General features: G+C 37.1%; 13 protein-coding genes and 1 riboswitch. Of the genes, 3 read left to right on the top strand and 10 right to left on the bottom strand.

The window, feature by feature from the left end; genetic code table 11:
* Positions 1-13: 13 nt before the first annotated feature.
* A riboswitch (cyclic di-GMP riboswitch) is annotated at positions 14-95 on the bottom strand.
* A 225-nt stretch (positions 96-320) separates the two neighbouring features.
* The 6 genes from OSO01_RS08625 to OSO01_RS08600 form a co-directional block, all read right to left on the bottom strand.
* Positions 321-1,445 (bottom strand): GntR family transcriptional regulator, encoded by a 1,125-nt coding sequence (locus OSO01_RS08625; RefSeq protein WP_281289836.1) that lies wholly within the window; start codon positions 1,443-1,445, stop codon positions 321-323.
* Between the two features lie 654 nt (positions 1,446-2,099).
* Positions 2,100-3,872: an oligopeptide ABC transporter substrate-binding protein gene (gene opp4A, locus OSO01_RS08620; protein WP_147210033.1), complete on the bottom strand. Its 1,773-nt coding sequence runs from the start codon at positions 3,870-3,872 to the stop codon at positions 2,100-2,102.
* Between the two features lie 11 nt (positions 3,873-3,883).
* Positions 3,884-4,753: an ABC transporter permease gene (locus tag OSO01_RS08615; RefSeq protein WP_371863291.1), complete on the bottom strand. Its 870-nt coding sequence runs from the start codon at positions 4,751-4,753 to the stop codon at positions 3,884-3,886.
* 44 nt (positions 4,754-4,797) lie between these two features.
* Positions 4,798-5,763 carry an oligopeptide ABC transporter permease gene (opp4B, locus tag OSO01_RS08610; protein WP_147210032.1) on the bottom strand — a complete coding sequence of 322 codons (966 nt, stop codon included), beginning with the start codon at positions 5,761-5,763 and terminating at the stop codon, positions 4,798-4,800.
* Positions 5,764-5,776: 13 nt separating this feature from the next.
* Positions 5,777-6,703 carry an ABC transporter ATP-binding protein gene (locus tag OSO01_RS08605; RefSeq protein WP_147210031.1) on the bottom strand — a complete coding sequence of 309 codons (927 nt, stop codon included), beginning with the start codon at positions 6,701-6,703 and terminating at the stop codon, positions 5,777-5,779.
* Positions 6,681-7,721: an ABC transporter ATP-binding protein gene (locus OSO01_RS08600; protein ID WP_147210030.1), complete on the bottom strand. Its 1,041-nt coding sequence runs from the start codon at positions 7,719-7,721 to the stop codon at positions 6,681-6,683. The genes OSO01_RS08605 and OSO01_RS08600 overlap by 23 nt, the downstream gene beginning before the upstream one ends.
* A gap of 216 nt (positions 7,722-7,937) precedes the next feature.
* Here OSO01_RS08600 and OSO01_RS08595 point away from each other — a divergent pair, with 216 nt between their 5' ends.
* The 3 genes from OSO01_RS08595 to OSO01_RS08585 are packed head-to-tail and all read left to right on the top strand — an operon-like array spanning position 7,938 to position 11,247.
* The gene (locus OSO01_RS08595; RefSeq protein ID WP_147210029.1) at positions 7,938-9,041 is read left to right on the top strand and encodes a Gfo/Idh/MocA family protein; all 1,104 of its coding nucleotides are present in this window, start codon (positions 7,938-7,940) and stop codon (positions 9,039-9,041) included.
* A 49-nt stretch (positions 9,042-9,090) separates the two neighbouring features.
* Entirely contained in the window at positions 9,091-10,227 is a 1,137-nt protein-coding gene (locus tag OSO01_RS08590; RefSeq protein WP_246145100.1) for a Gfo/Idh/MocA family protein, read from the top strand.
* Between the two features lie 24 nt (positions 10,228-10,251).
* Positions 10,252-11,247: a Gfo/Idh/MocA family protein gene (locus OSO01_RS08585; protein WP_147210028.1), complete on the top strand. Its 996-nt coding sequence runs from the start codon at positions 10,252-10,254 to the stop codon at positions 11,245-11,247.
* Positions 11,248-11,574: 327 nt separating this feature from the next.
* Here OSO01_RS08585 and OSO01_RS08580 read toward each other — a convergent pair whose 3' ends face one another.
* From OSO01_RS08580 to OSO01_RS08565, 4 genes are read right to left on the bottom strand one after another with little or no spacing between them, the layout of a single operon-like run.
* Positions 11,575-12,570, bottom strand: a complete 996-nt coding sequence (locus OSO01_RS08580) for an SIS domain-containing protein (protein WP_147210027.1) — start codon at positions 12,568-12,570, stop codon at positions 11,575-11,577.
* Positions 12,571-12,586: 16 nt separating this feature from the next.
* A complete protein-coding gene (locus OSO01_RS08575) occupies positions 12,587-13,636 on the bottom strand; it encodes an SIS domain-containing protein (protein WP_147210026.1) in 1,050 nt (349 codons plus the stop codon).
* A gap of 12 nt (positions 13,637-13,648) precedes the next feature.
* Positions 13,649-14,479, bottom strand: a complete 831-nt coding sequence (locus tag OSO01_RS08570) for a PTS system mannose/fructose/sorbose family transporter subunit IID (protein WP_222595720.1) — start codon at positions 14,477-14,479, stop codon at positions 13,649-13,651.
* Positions 14,460-15,248 carry a PTS mannose/fructose/sorbose/N-acetylgalactosamine transporter subunit IIC gene (locus OSO01_RS08565; RefSeq protein ID WP_147210024.1) on the bottom strand — a complete coding sequence of 263 codons (789 nt, stop codon included), beginning with the start codon at positions 15,246-15,248 and terminating at the stop codon, positions 14,460-14,462. The genes OSO01_RS08570 and OSO01_RS08565 overlap by 20 nt, the downstream gene beginning before the upstream one ends.
* Positions 15,249-15,256 lie beyond the last annotated feature (8 nt).

Raw genomic sequence — 15,256 nt, 5'->3', positions numbered from 1 at the left:
AATATCTGTTATTTTAGGCAGCACAGCCATCTTAGCATAACCTTAGACCTGTAACTTTGCGTCCCAGTCTTTCGAATGGTTTGCCTTTTTCTGAATTTAAATATCTATTAAATAATACCAAAATATTTAAAAAATATCTCTATAATAATTATTAAAAATTACGACAAATTCTGATAAAATTATTATTACAGTTATAAGATTGAAAAAGAGACGAATTAATATGTTTTGTAAACTAGTAAGACTTCCACAACAAAAAGGCTTTTCCTCGGTAATCTGCCAGGAAAAACCTCCGTTCAAAATACTTTCCTATATAATTAAACTCAAGTAGTATCTCCAATAATAAAATCAAAATCTACTTCAACATGTTTCGGATCATATTCTCCATTAATTTGCTTCATCAATAAGTGAACAGCCTCTTCCCCCATTTTATCTTCTCTTTGCGAAATATGTGTAAAAAGAGGACTGCCATTCGTTTTGGACACTGAATCAAAACAAACGATTGCATATTCCTCTGGGATCTTTTTTCCCAATGATTCCAGAACGGAGTAAACCATATTGGCAATTGTATAATCCGTACAAAAAACAGCTGTTATTTTTGGATTTTTTTTAAGAAATTCTTCTATTTTCCTTCTGTCGTTTTTCGCTATTTCCTTCACATTAGCAGCGGAAAAGTTCTTGGGAATGGAACTTAAGATATCTGATAGAAAGTAGTTATTGTTTACGGGGAGATTTTTGTCAGAGAAAGCTATATGAAAACCAATCTCCCGTTCCTCTATCGACGAAGTTCCTTCCTTGGGAGGAGAAATGAATGCCAGTTCTTGGTGCCCTTTTTCAAGAAGGTATTTTATCGCCATTATAGTAGCTTTTTGATTATTAATATGCACAGAGCTTGCCGGAATACCTTTAATATAACGATCTAACAAAACAAGCGGATATTTATCCACTACTAAGCGTAATAAATCATGATTATAATGCGTTCCATGAGCAGGGATAATGATTAAGCCGTCCAGTCCTTTATCTACTAAAGAATTAATTGCTTTCTTTTCTTCTTCTACATAACCAAATGTACGTTTTATGACTAGATGATAATTGTACTCACTGCATTTTTCCTCTATCATTTTGACTTGCTTCAGTCCAAAAACATCTGAAAATTCAGGGATGATTAATCCTACTAATCCGCTTAAATGTGGTAATGCTTTTACCGAGGGTTCTTTTTTGGATTTTTGATTTTTAATTTGCCCTGAAGAAACAAAAGAGCCCTTCCCTTGAAATCTTTCAATAATCTTTTCCTGAGCAAGTAAATCAAGTGCTTTTTTTGTTGTAATTCTACTGACTTTATATTTTTCCGACATTGCTTTTTCCGTTGGTAATTTATCACCAATTTTCAAATTACCAGACCGTATTTCTTCTACGACATCCAAATATATTTTCCTGTATAAATTCACTGTTATCACCTTTATCAATCAGTACATTGATTGTATCAATGTACTATTTCATTTTCCATATCTGTGCTTCTCATCACATTAATATTATATAAATACCCCCTCATCCCTAAAAGTGCGTGTTCAAAAAGTCCGATAAATAGGACCAAGAAGTTCAAGGCGACTAACTTTTTCCGAACGGACTTCCACAGGATGTGGTGACTTCTGTGTTGTCCACAGGACGTGGACGTTTTTAACAGAAGTTCCTCTATGCTTAATAATACGTGAGTATCGGGAAAATTTAGTCAACGCACTTCCGCAGGATGCGGTGGCTTCTACGTTGCCCACACGATGTGGGCGTTCTTAGTAGAAGATCCTCTTATCTCCGTGTCATCTTTATTGGGCTTTTTGAACATCCTCCAAAAGGCCAAGAGTTCTATGTATGCAAAAACACTCCATTCTATTTACATGGTGTAAAAGAATGAAGAAATAGTACTTGTGACCATTATACGACAAACATACCTTTCTAGCATCAAAAAAATCAGGTCCAGAATGTAACATTTACTAATGGGCCATAAAACAAATAAGTTAAAACGATGAATTATCCAGAAATAGATAATCCTATATCATTCAATAAATGATATAGGATTATAAAGCGTCTGTTTTTACTGGATGACTTTATTCTGCTGTTTCTTCCGTTACACCGACTTCTTCACAAGTACCGAAGATGGTGGTATCAAAAGAATAGTCTTTCACCCGATTGTTTACCCCTAACAATTTGTAACTGTACAAAATAGGAATTACAGGGGATTCTTCATACATATAAGCCTGCCATTCATTATATATTTCTTTACGTCTTTTTGTATCAAATGCTTCCTCGGATAATGCAGCTTCTAATAATTCATCGTTTTCTTCACTGACAAACCTCGAATTATTATATGGCATCTTTCGTCCATAAATACCTGATGGATCGACATCTGTTCCTACTCCCCAGCCGGAAATAAACACATCCACTTTTTGCTCATCATCATCTACCATTTTATTAAAAGAATTGAATTCATGAAGACGCCCATCAACCAGCTCCACATTCAGGCCAATGTCATTCCAGGATTGGATGAAATACTTAGCCATTGGTTCAGAAGTATCACTTCCGGATCTTGCTAAGAAATTAATGATAAATTCTTCTCCGTCTGGATCCTCTCTATACCCATCACCATCTACATCTACATAACCAGCTTCATCCAGCAGCTCCTCTGCTTTTTCTACGTTATATGGAAATCCTTCTATTGTTTCATCATGATACCCTTCAAAGAAAGGAACAATTAGTGTCGTAGCCGGAAAACTTAAGCCATGATAGAAATTCTCTGCAATTTGTTCCATATCTAACGCATACCCCATTGCTTTTCTCAAATCCTTATTTTGAAGCTTCGGACGATCCATAACATTCTCTTTCTTTTCTGTATCATAATGTCCTAATTTAAACGATAGATACGTATAGGAATTATTGATGCCGCCAATGATTTGATAGTTTTCTCCATCTGCCGCATTCGGATATTGATCCGTCGGGAATGTTTCAGCAATATCTACTTCTCCATTTTCCAATGACTGCAGTACAGTGTTTGGATTCACTATCTTTAACGTAATAGAAGCGAGCTTCGGTTTTCCCTTCCAATAATCATCATTACGACTATATTGCGCAGACTCTCCAGCAACAATTCTATCCACTTTAAAAGGTCCAAAGCCAATAGGATTTTCCCTTACCTCTTTGGAAGATGGGATATCAGGAACTGAGATATCACCTAAATAATGCTTTGGCAGTGGAGTAGACCATATCCCATTCAATATGGCAGGAGATGCTTCCGTATACGTTATTGACAATGTTTTCTCATCAATTATTTCAATCCCGGAGATTTCATCTGCTTCCCCGCTATTATATGCGTCCATTCCCTCCACCATTTGTATCAGTGATCCATAATGCGAGCCTACATAATCCGGGCTCCCTATTACTTCATAAGCAAATTGAAGATCTTCCGCTTTTACCGGCTCCCCATCATGCCAGTTCACATTATCTTTAATTTGAATAGTTATTGTCTTGTTGTCATCTGACATTTCAAAAGTAGCTGCTCCGTCATTTGTAATCTCAAAATCTTTGTTTACTGCCAGCAATGCTTCATCAAAAAACTGAACTACTTGACCATCTGGTGCTGCAGCAAGAAATGCACTATTGAGAATTCCTTCGAATGGAGAATCAGACACTAAACCATAGGTTAAACTTCCATCCTCGATAATTTCACCATCATTTTGAACCTCTTCATTAAGATTGATTTCTTCTGTTTGCCCCTCTGCTCCACTCCCCTCACTGTCGCTTTCACCCTCGCCGTTGCATCCTGCTAAAATAATACTGAACAATATCCCTGATACAACAATCCACAAAGCACTTTTCCTTATCATACTCTCTCCTCCTATCCTAATCTTTGTCTTGCATCCCCAGACCTTTTTAGTGCTTGTCCGATGAAGTTTATACTCAACATCATTATTAAAATTAATAATGATGGAGGTAACCAAATCCACCACATTCCCTGTAATACTTCAGGATTTGTCGAATATCCAATTAATGTCCCCAGGCTCGGCGTACTTTCCGGTAAACCAAATCCCAAGAAACTCAATCCCGACTCTATTCCAATATTTCCTGCAAAGCTTAGCGTCAAGTTAACAATGATAATGGAAGTTAAATTAGGCAGGATTTCTCTATACATAATTCTTATATTCGAAGCTCCCAGCATTTTGGATGCACTGACATAATCCAGCTCCTTCTCTGCCAGCGTCTTGGCTCTGATTAAACGGGCATTGCTGACCCATAGAAATGCACTCATAATCATAATAAAGGTGACAATATTGAACTTTGGAATCAATGTGATAAATACAATAACCAACATAAGAAACGGCAAAATCATTATAAAATCAATGATGCGCATGATGATATTATCTATCATCCCGCCGAAATAGCCGGAAACCAAACCAACTGCAAATCCAAAAACACCAGTAATCACGGTAATAACAAACCCGATGATAATGGAATTCTTCGCTCCAATAATAAGCTGCCCCAGAATATCTCTTCCTCCATAATCCGTTCCTAACAAATGCTCTGAAGTCGGAGGAGAATAAATCGAAAATAAATCTACCCGCACAACCTCTTCCTGATCTAAAATCAACGCTCCAGCAAATACCGAGATAAATATGATCAGCAGAATAATAACTGAAGCAACGGCTAATTTATCTTTCTTAAATTCATTAAACATAATCTTTAGGCCCGTTAATTTATTTGATGGAATTTCAGCACTTGTACTGCTTTCAACACTCACTTTATCCCTCCTCTTTATTCCACCCGGATTCTCGGATCAACCAAACTCAATATGATATCCGATAACAGTGTACCGATTAGCGTCGCTACCCCTGTTACCATTACCAGTGCAGTTACCACACTGAAGTCTCTTTGTGATATAGATTGCAGAAACAACTGTCCAATTCCCGGATAGCTGAATATACTCTCTAAAAAGATAGAACCAGTAATTAATCCTGTAATTTCATACCCTAAAAATGCTGCGATGGGTAAAAAAGAATTACGAAGGATGTGATGCGAATATATCTTTGCTTCTGGAACTCCTTTGGATTTTGCTGTTTTGATAAAATCCTTCATTTTCGTATCTATAATTTCGTTTCGTAAATACTGAATCGTTCCAACGGTCGCTAATAAAGCGCCGGATAAAGCAGGTAAAAGTAAATGATAAATCTTATCCATATAGTAGCTGAATGTTTCAGGCTCCAAATTAATATCGGTGCTGCCTCCAGTAGGGAACCACTGTAATTGAAACCCGAATACAAACAACATTAATAATGCAAATATAAATAAAGGAGTCGCATAGGTGACATAGTTGTAACCGACAATCAGCTTATCTACCAAAGAATCATGAAACCTTCCTGCAGTAATACCAAGTGGGATAGCGATAAGATACGTTAAAAATAAAATTGCGGCTGACAAATATACCGTATTCCAAAGCCTCGCTTCTAATAATTCCAAAACAGGGCGCTGATGAATATAGGACGTACCTAAATCACCTTGGGACAATCCTTTGATCCAATTTAAATATTGAACATGGACTGGATCGTTAATTCCCAGATTTGTCCTCATATCTTCAATCGTTGATGAATCAACACCCGGAGTTTCCACCAAGCCGGATAAAGCATCTCCAGGCATCACCTTTGCCAGGATAAATACCAGGACACTTAAAACAACCAACTGGGGTATCATAATTAATATCCTGCGAACAACAAATTTCCACATTTTCAAGCCCCCCTTAGCGTAATGCTGCAAAATGGGTATCTGATACAGGCTTTAAATCCATTACGCTTCCATCTTCATTAAAATATTTATCATTTTCCTTTTGATATTCTTCCTCAATATTTTTTCGAAGCAATTCACTATTCTGATGCTGATCTGTATCCAATTCAGGTATAGAAGCAATTAGGCGTCTGGTATAAATATGCTGCGGATTTTCATAGATATCTTCTCTTGTACCTTCTTCTACAAATTTTCCTTTGTACATAATGCCGATTCGATTACACATATGCCTGACTATCCCTAAATCATGGCTGATAAAAAGATAAGTAAGGCCAAATTCCTCCTGTATGTCCTGCATAAAGTTAAGTACTTGTGCCTGTACAGAAGCATCCAGCGCAGAGACAGGCTCGTCAGCGATGATTATTTTAGGCTTTAATGTTAATGCCCTGGCAATACCTACCCGCTGCCGCTGTCCTCCTGAGAACTGATGAGGATATTTAAACAAAGAATCTCTGCTCATTCCCACTTTCCACATAAAGTATTCCACCTGCTCCCTCTCTTCCGATTTCGACAGGTTCTCAAAGTTCCGAAGCGGCTCAGCGACGATATCATAGACGGTCTTTTTCGGATTTAAAGAAGAATAAGGATCTTGAAATACCATTTGTATCTCTCTTCTGGTTTCCCTAATTTGTTTGCGGTTACATTTTGTCAAATCCAAATTATTAAATATAACCTCCCCGGAGGTAGCCTTTGTTAACCCGACAACTGTTCTGCCGGTTGTTGTTTTTCCGCATCCCGATTCACCTACTAACGCATATGTCTCGCCCCGCTTCAATTCAAAATTGATATTATCCACTGCTTTCACATGATTGACAACTCTGCGAAAAATGCCTCCACGGATAGGATAGTAAACCTTTAAATTATTGACCTTGAAAAACGTCATCCTTCTCCCCCTCCACCACTTGATTATGATTATCAATTTGAAAATGTTTATAGCATGTGCACCGGACCCAATGACCTTTTTCAACTTCTCTTAACGTTGGTGTTTCTTCGTGAATAGAATCATCTGTGCCGCTCATTCGAGGCTTAAAGCGGCAGCCCTGTCTTTGAAGATGGTTCAATGATGGAACAACGCCTTTAATAACGTGTAATTTTTCACCCTGGTTGTTTTTGGAAGGAAGTGAATGCAACAATGATTTGGAATAAGGATGCAGCGGGTTTTTCAGAAAATTCTTCGTCTCTCCTATTTCTACAAATTCTCCAGTATACATCACAGCTATACGATCAGCCATTTCTGACACAACACCTAAATCATGTGTAATCAAAATAATGCTTGTCTTCATTCGCCTTTTTAATTCTTTTAATAAATCGATAATTCGTGCTTGAATGGTAACATCCAACGCGGTCGTGGGTTCATCAGCGATAATCAGAGAGGGCTCACAGGCGATTGCAATCGCAATAACAATCCGCTGCCGCATCCCTCCGGATAATTCATGGGGGTATTGTGAATATACTCTTTCCGGCTGCGGAATTTTCACCTCACTAAGAATTTCTATCGCTTTTTGTTTTCGTTTGTTTTTGGATAATTTCGTGTGGTATTTCATTCCCTCTTCAATTTGCTTTCCTACAATCATTAAAGGGTTTAATGCAGTTAAAGGATCTTGAAAAATCATACTAATTTCTTTACCGCGAACTTTATTCAATTGAGTGTTTGAATAAGATAATAGATCCGCCCCTTTGAAATGAATCTTTCCACTGATTTTCGTTTGTTCTTGACTATGCATCCCCATAATGGAATGTCCAAAAGCAGATTTTCCGCATCCTGATTCGCCAACAATTGCCACTATTTCATTCTCATATACATCTAAATTAATATGGTCATTCGCCGGATAATATTGGTCATCTATCCGGAAGGAAGTGGTCAAATCTTCAACTTGTAATAATATATCATCATTTGACATATCAAATTTTAATCTCCTTTTATATTTTTTAGATTTTTTAATAAATTCTAATTATCATCATTATAGTGAGATATTTCAACGAATGTCAATATATATTTTTTATATAATTATAAATTTCATATTTTAAATTTTCAAAAATATAAATGTTGACATACTAAGTATGTATATTTAGTATATTTAATAATAGATTAAATTTTTTGTGAAGGTGGAATAGTTATGACACAAACTGTTAAAATTGGAATAATCGGTAGCGGCGGCATTGCCAATGCACACGCTCAATGCTATAAAAAAATGAGTGATGTGGAAATAGTGGCCGTAGCGGATTTAGTTCCGGGTAAAGCAGCGGAATTTATCCAAAGACTTGAATTAAAAAATGCAGTACCCTTTGAAGATCATCAAGAATTATTAGAATTAGACCTCGACGGAGTAAGCGTTTGCACACCAAATGTTGCCCACCATAAAACAAGTGTAGATTCTCTACTGGCTGGAAAACATGTGCTTGTAGAAAAACCATTGTCTATCACGTTGGAACAGGGAATAGATATGGTGGAGACATCCTTGAAGATGAATAAAATGCTGACTGTCGGTTTTCAGCCAAGATATGATCCGAATATGCAATTGGTAAAAGAAATTGTAAGCTCCGGAGAATTAGGAAATGTTTATTACGTTCAAACCGGCGGAGGCCGGCGCCGGGGAATGCCACAAGGAACTTTTATTAAAAAGGCATTAGCCGGTGCCGGCGCGATGGCAGATATCGGCTGTTACTCGCTGGACTTAGCATTAAATACATTAGGCTATCCAAAACCAATCTCTGTCTCCGCTTACACATCAAATTTGTTTGGTACAAATCCGGACCATCATCCCGAGGCTGAGAATTTTGAGGTGGAAGACTTCGGCATTGCCCTCATTCGTTTAGAGGGTGGAAAAGTAATTAATTTTAAAGTTTCCTGGGCAATGCATATGGATACATTAGGACCAACTCTGTTCTTAGGGACCAATGCCGGGCTGAAACTGACACCGGCAGGTCAAGGGCCCTGGAGCGGTGTATGGGATGGAGGAATCGGTTCCATCGATCTCTTCCATGATGTAATAGGACAGCATGTTGACACATCAATTCCTGTTAAAAAACACAATCTAAATATCTTTTATGAAAAAGTAAGAGCATTTGTCAAAGCCATTCAGGAAGGAAAGAACATCGCTCCGATTCCAGCAGAACAAATTTTAATCAATCAGGCGATTATTGACGGAATATTACGATCTGCCGAAGCCGGAAAAGAAGTATCTATTTCAATTCCCGAATTGCGTCCTGCCAAGATATAGTCATCTAATACTATCGTTTTTTCATTATTTCAAAGAAGAGGTGAAATACATGAGTATCCGAGTTGGAATGATAGGTTATCAGTTTATGGGAAGAGCACATAGTATCGCTTATCGCAATATCCCTTTTTACTTTAAAAATACGACACGTCCTGTTCTGCAAACTCTTTGCGGAAGAAATTCACAAAACGTCAGCCGGGCAGCTTCAGAAATGGGCTGGTCTTCTTCTGAAACAGAATGGGAAAAAATGATTCAACGGGAAGATATCGATTTAATCGATATTGTGTCACCAAATCATACACATGCTGAAATAGCAATTGCAGCTGCTGAAGCAGGAAAACACGTCATCTGTGAAAAACCCTTAGCTACGACTTTAGAGGACGCCAAAAGGATGCTTGAAGCAGTTGAAAAGGCTGGTGTCATGCACATGGTCTGTCACAATTACCGATTTGCTCCAGCAATACAACTTGCAAAAAAGATGATAGAGGAAGGACAGCTAGGAAAAATTTATCATATACGCGCTGTTTACCTGCAAGATTGGTTGATTGACCCATCTGCACCAGTTACCTGGAGACTCCAAAAAGAAAGAACAGGATCTGGTGCTCTTGGGGACATCGGCAGCCATATCATTGATTTAGCCAGATTCCTGGTCAGTGAAATTTCTGAGGTTTCCGGGTTATTAGAAACCTTCATCAAAGAAAGACCAAGTGCAGCAGAAAACACAGATGAAAAGGAACTTGTAACTGTGGACGACGCTTCTATTTTCACAACGAAATTTGAAAATGGAGCCTTAGGAGTTTTCGAGGCATCCCGCTTTGCCACGGGAAATCGAAACGGCAACAGAATTGAAATAAACGGAGAAAAAGGATCTATTCGATGGGATCTTGAAAATATGAATCATTTACATGTTTACCTGGAGAATGATAGTGCAGAGCTTCAAGGATTCCGTACCATAAACTGTACTGGAGAAGTCTACCCGTACGGAGAAAATTACTGGCCTCCAGGTCATATTCTCGGATACGAACACACATTTATCAATCTCATAAAAACAATGATGGATTCGATTAAAAATAAAACATTAGAAGTACCAAATTTCAAGGATGGTTATCTCAATCAGCTTGTCATACACGCTGTAGAAGAATCTCATCGATTAAAAAAATGGGTCAAACTATCTGATTACATCAATTAATGTTTAAAAAGGAGGAAAACACATATGATTAACGTTGCTTTACTTAGTAAATGGCATGTCCATGCAGAGGATTATGCGCAGCAGGTTCAAGAAAATAAGCAGCTTTCCCTCGCTTGTATTTGGGATGAAGACACTCGCCGCGGGAAAGAATGGGCAGATAAATGGGAAGTTCCATTCGAAGAAAATCTGGATACCGTTTTAAATGATCCTCATATTGATGCCGTCATTATCAATACACCAACGAAATGGCATACAGAAATTATTCAAAAAGCGGCAGCACATAAAAAACATATTTTCACAGAAAAAGTATTAGCATTCACCGTGGAAGACTGCAAAAAAATATATGAAACGATAGAAAAAGAAAATGTAAAACTCATGGTATCCCTGCCAAGACTTACAGAGTCTTATTTCCTTTACGCAGAAGAAGCATTCAAAAAAGGCTGGTTAGGAAATCTAACCAGCATCCGCTGCAGATTAGCTCATAATGGATCTGTTTCAACAGAAACCCATCCTAATGGCTGGCTTCCAAGTCATTTTTATGATAAAGATGATTGCGGAGGCGGTGCTTTGATTGACTTAGGCGCCCATCCCATCTATCTGACCAACCGTTTAGCTGGACCTTTAGCAAACGTTTATTCCAGCCTGCATTCATCATTAAAACATAACGTAGAAGACAACGCTGTTGTTGTTACACAATATAAAAGCGGAGCAATCGGCGTACTTGAAACTGGATTCAATTCTTATGGAAGCCCTTTTCAATTAGAATTATACGGGACACAGGGATGTTTATTGATTGAAGACTCCAAGGTACGTATCAAAAGTACACACTTAAATAAAAATGAATGGTCCGAACCGGAAGTATTACCTGAAAGCTTACCTACAGCGATGGAGCAATGGGTTCACTTAATTCAAAATGGTACGGCTCCTTCTATTACCAAGGAAGACATAATTTCGTTAACCTTGCTTAATGAGGCGGCTTATCTTTCTGATAAACAAGGAGAGAAAATTACTATTGAATAGTAAATGGATATTATTTTTGGGGTGAGAGATAACTAGTCAAAGTAAAAAGACAGATAATGGCAGTGTATCTTCTTTGATTCACTGCTATGAAGATAATCTTAATTCAATTTCCACTTTAGGTTTCATTTCTCCTGGACAGCCCTTATAGGGTTGTCCAGGAGAAATGTAGTGTCAAGCAAGAAAGAGGCGAAAGTTTTATGATCGGTGTATCACTAATGCTTACTCTATTTCCAGTATAGCTAGTGCATTAATTATTTCATTTAACAAAAAGCATATAATCAGATAGAAATTATCCAATTATATGCTTTTAATTATAATTTTTTAACACTAATAATCGAACTGACGGTAATAACGGCGTATTTCTAATGGATGGCAGTTTAACTTCTCAACATGGGCATCTATTCTTTGAGTTACCGCATGCATAATAAAATACGATAATCTACCACGGTATTTATCGCTAATACCTGGTAATTCATAGTCTTTTGAATCGATGATTGTATAATTACCACAAATTCGCGGCAAGAGATTACCTACTCTCTCTGCTAATTCACGCTGTTCGTCTTCTCCAATAAACAGGGTTACTGGTGTATTTTCATCTACAATTTCTAATGTACCATGTAAAAACTCAGCGGCGTGAATAGATTTAGAACGTAACCAGCTTTGTTCTTCCCAATAACACATTGCATAGGAATATACTGCTCCCCATTGATTACCTGCACCGATGAAATAGTGCATCGCATCATGACGATGCTTTTCAGCAAATTCAAATCCAAAATTATCAGCAGACTTTTCTACCTCTACTAAAGCAACAGCCAAATGCTCTTCTAATTCTTTATAATAAGCTTCATAATCTGGAAATTCACCATTACGATACATGAAGCGGTCGGCAGCCATAAAATATTTTAACTGCTCATTTCCCGGATAAGAGATAACGTAATCTCCCGTTTCTGCTAAGGGAGTATTCGGTTCATCTACAAACGCAATAATCGTTGAACCTAGTTCTTTTATCATTTTGATTGCTTTCACCACTTCTTGCGTTGATCCTGTTACAGAAGACAATATCACTATAGATTTCTCTGTCAGTCTTTTGTTTCCAGTTGTATAATATTCTGCAGCATGCTGGACAAACACCGGCAAGCTGCTTTTTCCGTTAATATAAGTCACAGCTTGCATACTGGATGCATACGTGCCCCCAATGCCCAAATAATAAATATTATCAAAACCTCTGTCGTAAACCTCATCTATGATATGTTCTATCTCATTTTTTAATGCAATAGCTCCGCTAACGCTTTCAATTTGTTTTTGTTCATCAAATTTCAACATATCTATCCCTCTTTTCTTAAATTTTACTTTGAAGTACTTGATCAAAATCATCAAATATTCTTTGCCCTAAATCAATCCCTTGTATCGTCGCTATTTGATAGGCAAAATATTGGAAAGGGATTACTAATAGCAATGGACTAATCTTCTCACTTACATCTAAATCTAAAGCCAGCTCATCTTCTCCTCCTGCACTTTGGGTAGAAATGACATAACATCGTTTCACATGACTCTCCATATAGCCTCTTAGCGCTTTTGAGCGAGATAAAATAGCACTATCTGTTTCAACAAAAAATATACTGTGCGTTTCATTTGCTTCTAAATAAGGACCATGCATATAGGCCTCTAATTCAAATCCTTGAGATGGTTTTCGAACTGTTTCAGTAAATTTAGTTTCAAATTCTTTTGCTGTTCCCCAGTTTGGCCCATAACCAATCGCAAGAAATCGATTGCTTTCCTTTAATTCGGCTTTTTTATTCTCAAAGAATTTTGCTGTTTTATCTATAATTTTATTAATACTGTAAACAGCTTTACAAAGATTTTCTTTCTCTTTTTCCAGAACCTTTTCATCCATTCGATGAGATTGTGAAGCGATGGCTAGAGACAATAACATCAAATTTAGGACAGTGGCTGAATAACCTTTTGTTACAAAACCAACTTTTTCCATTCCCATATTCAGATTAAGCATGTGATTCGCAACCTTAGTAATTGGACTTTCACTATCACTAGTCAAAGTAATCGTCTTTATTTTTTGAAACTGCGTTATCTTTTCAACAGCATGAATCGTTGATGTACTTTTCCCGCTCTGTGAAACAGCAATAACTAAATCAAATTTAGGGTCAACTTTGCCGTAATGCAAGAAATCAAATGGTTCTTGTATATCTATATACATATCTCCTGTAGACTCCATATAGTATTTTGCTGCAAGGGATGCGTTATAAGAAGATCCAGTTGCTAGAATAAGACAATGTGTAACATCTTTTAACTCCGGCAAATTAAAGTCAAATTCTTTTATTATTTTTTCCAAAGTTACTTGTTCTTCATAAATATAATCAAGCATACTTACCATTTCATTTCCTCCTTAAAATATCCCAATCCAAGCGCCCAAGATACCAACTACAGCCATTCCTCCAATAATTGATAAAGGTTTCACCTCTTTCTTTAATAAATAGAAAACGATACCAAAAGCAGCTAATGGTAATAATTGAGGCATAATATCATCCAAAATGCTTTGAATCGTAACTGCCTCTTCCCCACTACCTATGGAAAGCGGAATAGTAATATCTATCATCGAAGCAGTCATTGCTCCAACAACTACTAATCCAATAATTGATGCTCCTAAAGTCAAGCTATCCATCATACCGTTACTTTGAATTTTCTTCAAAAAACCAGTGCCTAGTTTATACCCCCAACCTGTAAATAAATAACGTAATACAACGTGTGGAATGTTAAAAATTAATATGAACAAAATTGGACCTAATATATTTCCTTGTAATGCAAGTGAGGTTCCTACACCAGTTGCGATCAATCGTAATGTTCCCCAAAAAAACGAATCCCCTATTCCAGCCAGCGGTCCCATTAATGAAGTTTTTATACTATCAATCGCTTTTTCGTCGAATTCCTTATCTAAACGGTTTTCCTCTTCCATAGCTGCGTTAATTCCTAAAATCAGCGTTACAATATGAGGCGTTGTATTGAAAAATTCTAAATGCCGTTTTAAAGCGGAGGCCATTTCCTCTTTTGTCTGATAAAGTTTCCTCAGGATTGGAATCATTGCATAAACATAGGCCATATTCATTTGACGTTCATAATGCCAAGAAAACTCCATCTGAAAAGAACGCCAAAAAACTTTGTTTAAGTCTTTTTTTGTTATTAATGATTTTTCTTTTGGATCAGAAGTCTTCATCATCAAGGACCTCCCCATCTGTTGTCTGAGCAGATTGCTCATTCTTTTTTGTGAAATTCATGATATTAACAATAATTACTGCTAAAATAGCTCCAAATATAGCAATTCCGGTAATAGGAATATCTAAGTAAGCTACAATAATAAACCCTAAAAAGAAATAAGGAGCGACACTTTTATTAATTAATAATCTCGCTAACATAGCGAATCCTAAAGCAGGAATAATCCCTGTAGCAACAGTTAGACCGGTTTGAACAAATTCTGGTATCACATTCAAAAATGACTGTACAGCATTATTTCCGATAGAATAAGAAATAGATACGATTAACGCCAACATGAGAGAAAGTCCGAATCCTGCAATTAAATGCATTCGTTCTACTCCTTTGTAATTTCCCATCTCTGCATAACTATCTGCTTTATGATTCATTGTAGGAATTACCAATCCTAAATAGATATTTTTTAAAATTAAAGTCAATGTAGCAATTGGCAACCCTAGTAATAGCGCTGTTTCAGTTCCTGCGCCTGCCGTAATAGCAAAAGCTGTTCCTAGTATTCCTCCAGTTACGACATCAGGTGGGATAGAAGCTCCAACTGAAAACGAACCTATAAAAGCCAGTTCTAAAGTGGCTCCCATTATGATACCTGTTTTAATATCTCCTAGTGCAATTCCAGTAAATAACCCTGTTACAATTGGGCGAGATAACAAAGAAGTTCCTAGTGCATATTCGGATTGAGCAATAAATGCTATAACCCCAAGAAGGACTGCTTGTAAAATCACTTAATTTC

Origin of the sequence: Oceanobacillus sojae (genome assembly GCF_007991515.1) — a bacterium.
In the GTDB taxonomy this organism is placed as follows: Bacteria; Bacillota; Bacilli; order Bacillales; family Amphibacillaceae; genus Oceanobacillus; species Oceanobacillus sojae.
The sequence above is the reverse complement of the archived record's forward strand: the minus strand, read 5'-3'. Positions and strand labels throughout refer to the sequence as shown.

Coding starts and splice junctions, on each gene's coding strand:
- opp4A (WP_147210033.1), bottom strand. CDS start 3,872: ATGATAAGGAAAAGTGCTTTGTGGATTGTTGTATCAGGGATATTGTTC.
- opp4B (WP_147210032.1), bottom strand. CDS start 5,763: ATGTGGAAATTTGTTGTTCGCAGGATATTAATTATGATACCCCAGTTG.
- OSO01_RS08605 (WP_147210031.1), bottom strand. CDS start 6,703: ATGACGTTTTTCAAGGTCAATAATTTAAAGGTTTACTATCCTATCCGT.
- OSO01_RS08600 (WP_147210030.1), bottom strand. CDS start 7,721: ATGTCAAATGATGATATATTATTACAAGTTGAAGATTTGACCACTTCC.
- OSO01_RS08595 (WP_147210029.1), top strand. CDS start 7,938: ATGACACAAACTGTTAAAATTGGAATAATCGGTAGCGGCGGCATTGCC.
- OSO01_RS08590 (WP_246145100.1), top strand. CDS start 9,091: ATGAGTATCCGAGTTGGAATGATAGGTTATCAGTTTATGGGAAGAGCA.
- OSO01_RS08585 (WP_147210028.1), top strand. CDS start 10,252: ATGATTAACGTTGCTTTACTTAGTAAATGGCATGTCCATGCAGAGGAT.
- OSO01_RS08580 (WP_147210027.1), bottom strand. CDS start 12,570: ATGTTGAAATTTGATGAACAAAAACAAATTGAAAGCGTTAGCGGAGCT.
- OSO01_RS08575 (WP_147210026.1), bottom strand. CDS start 13,636: ATGGTAAGTATGCTTGATTATATTTATGAAGAACAAGTAACTTTGGAA.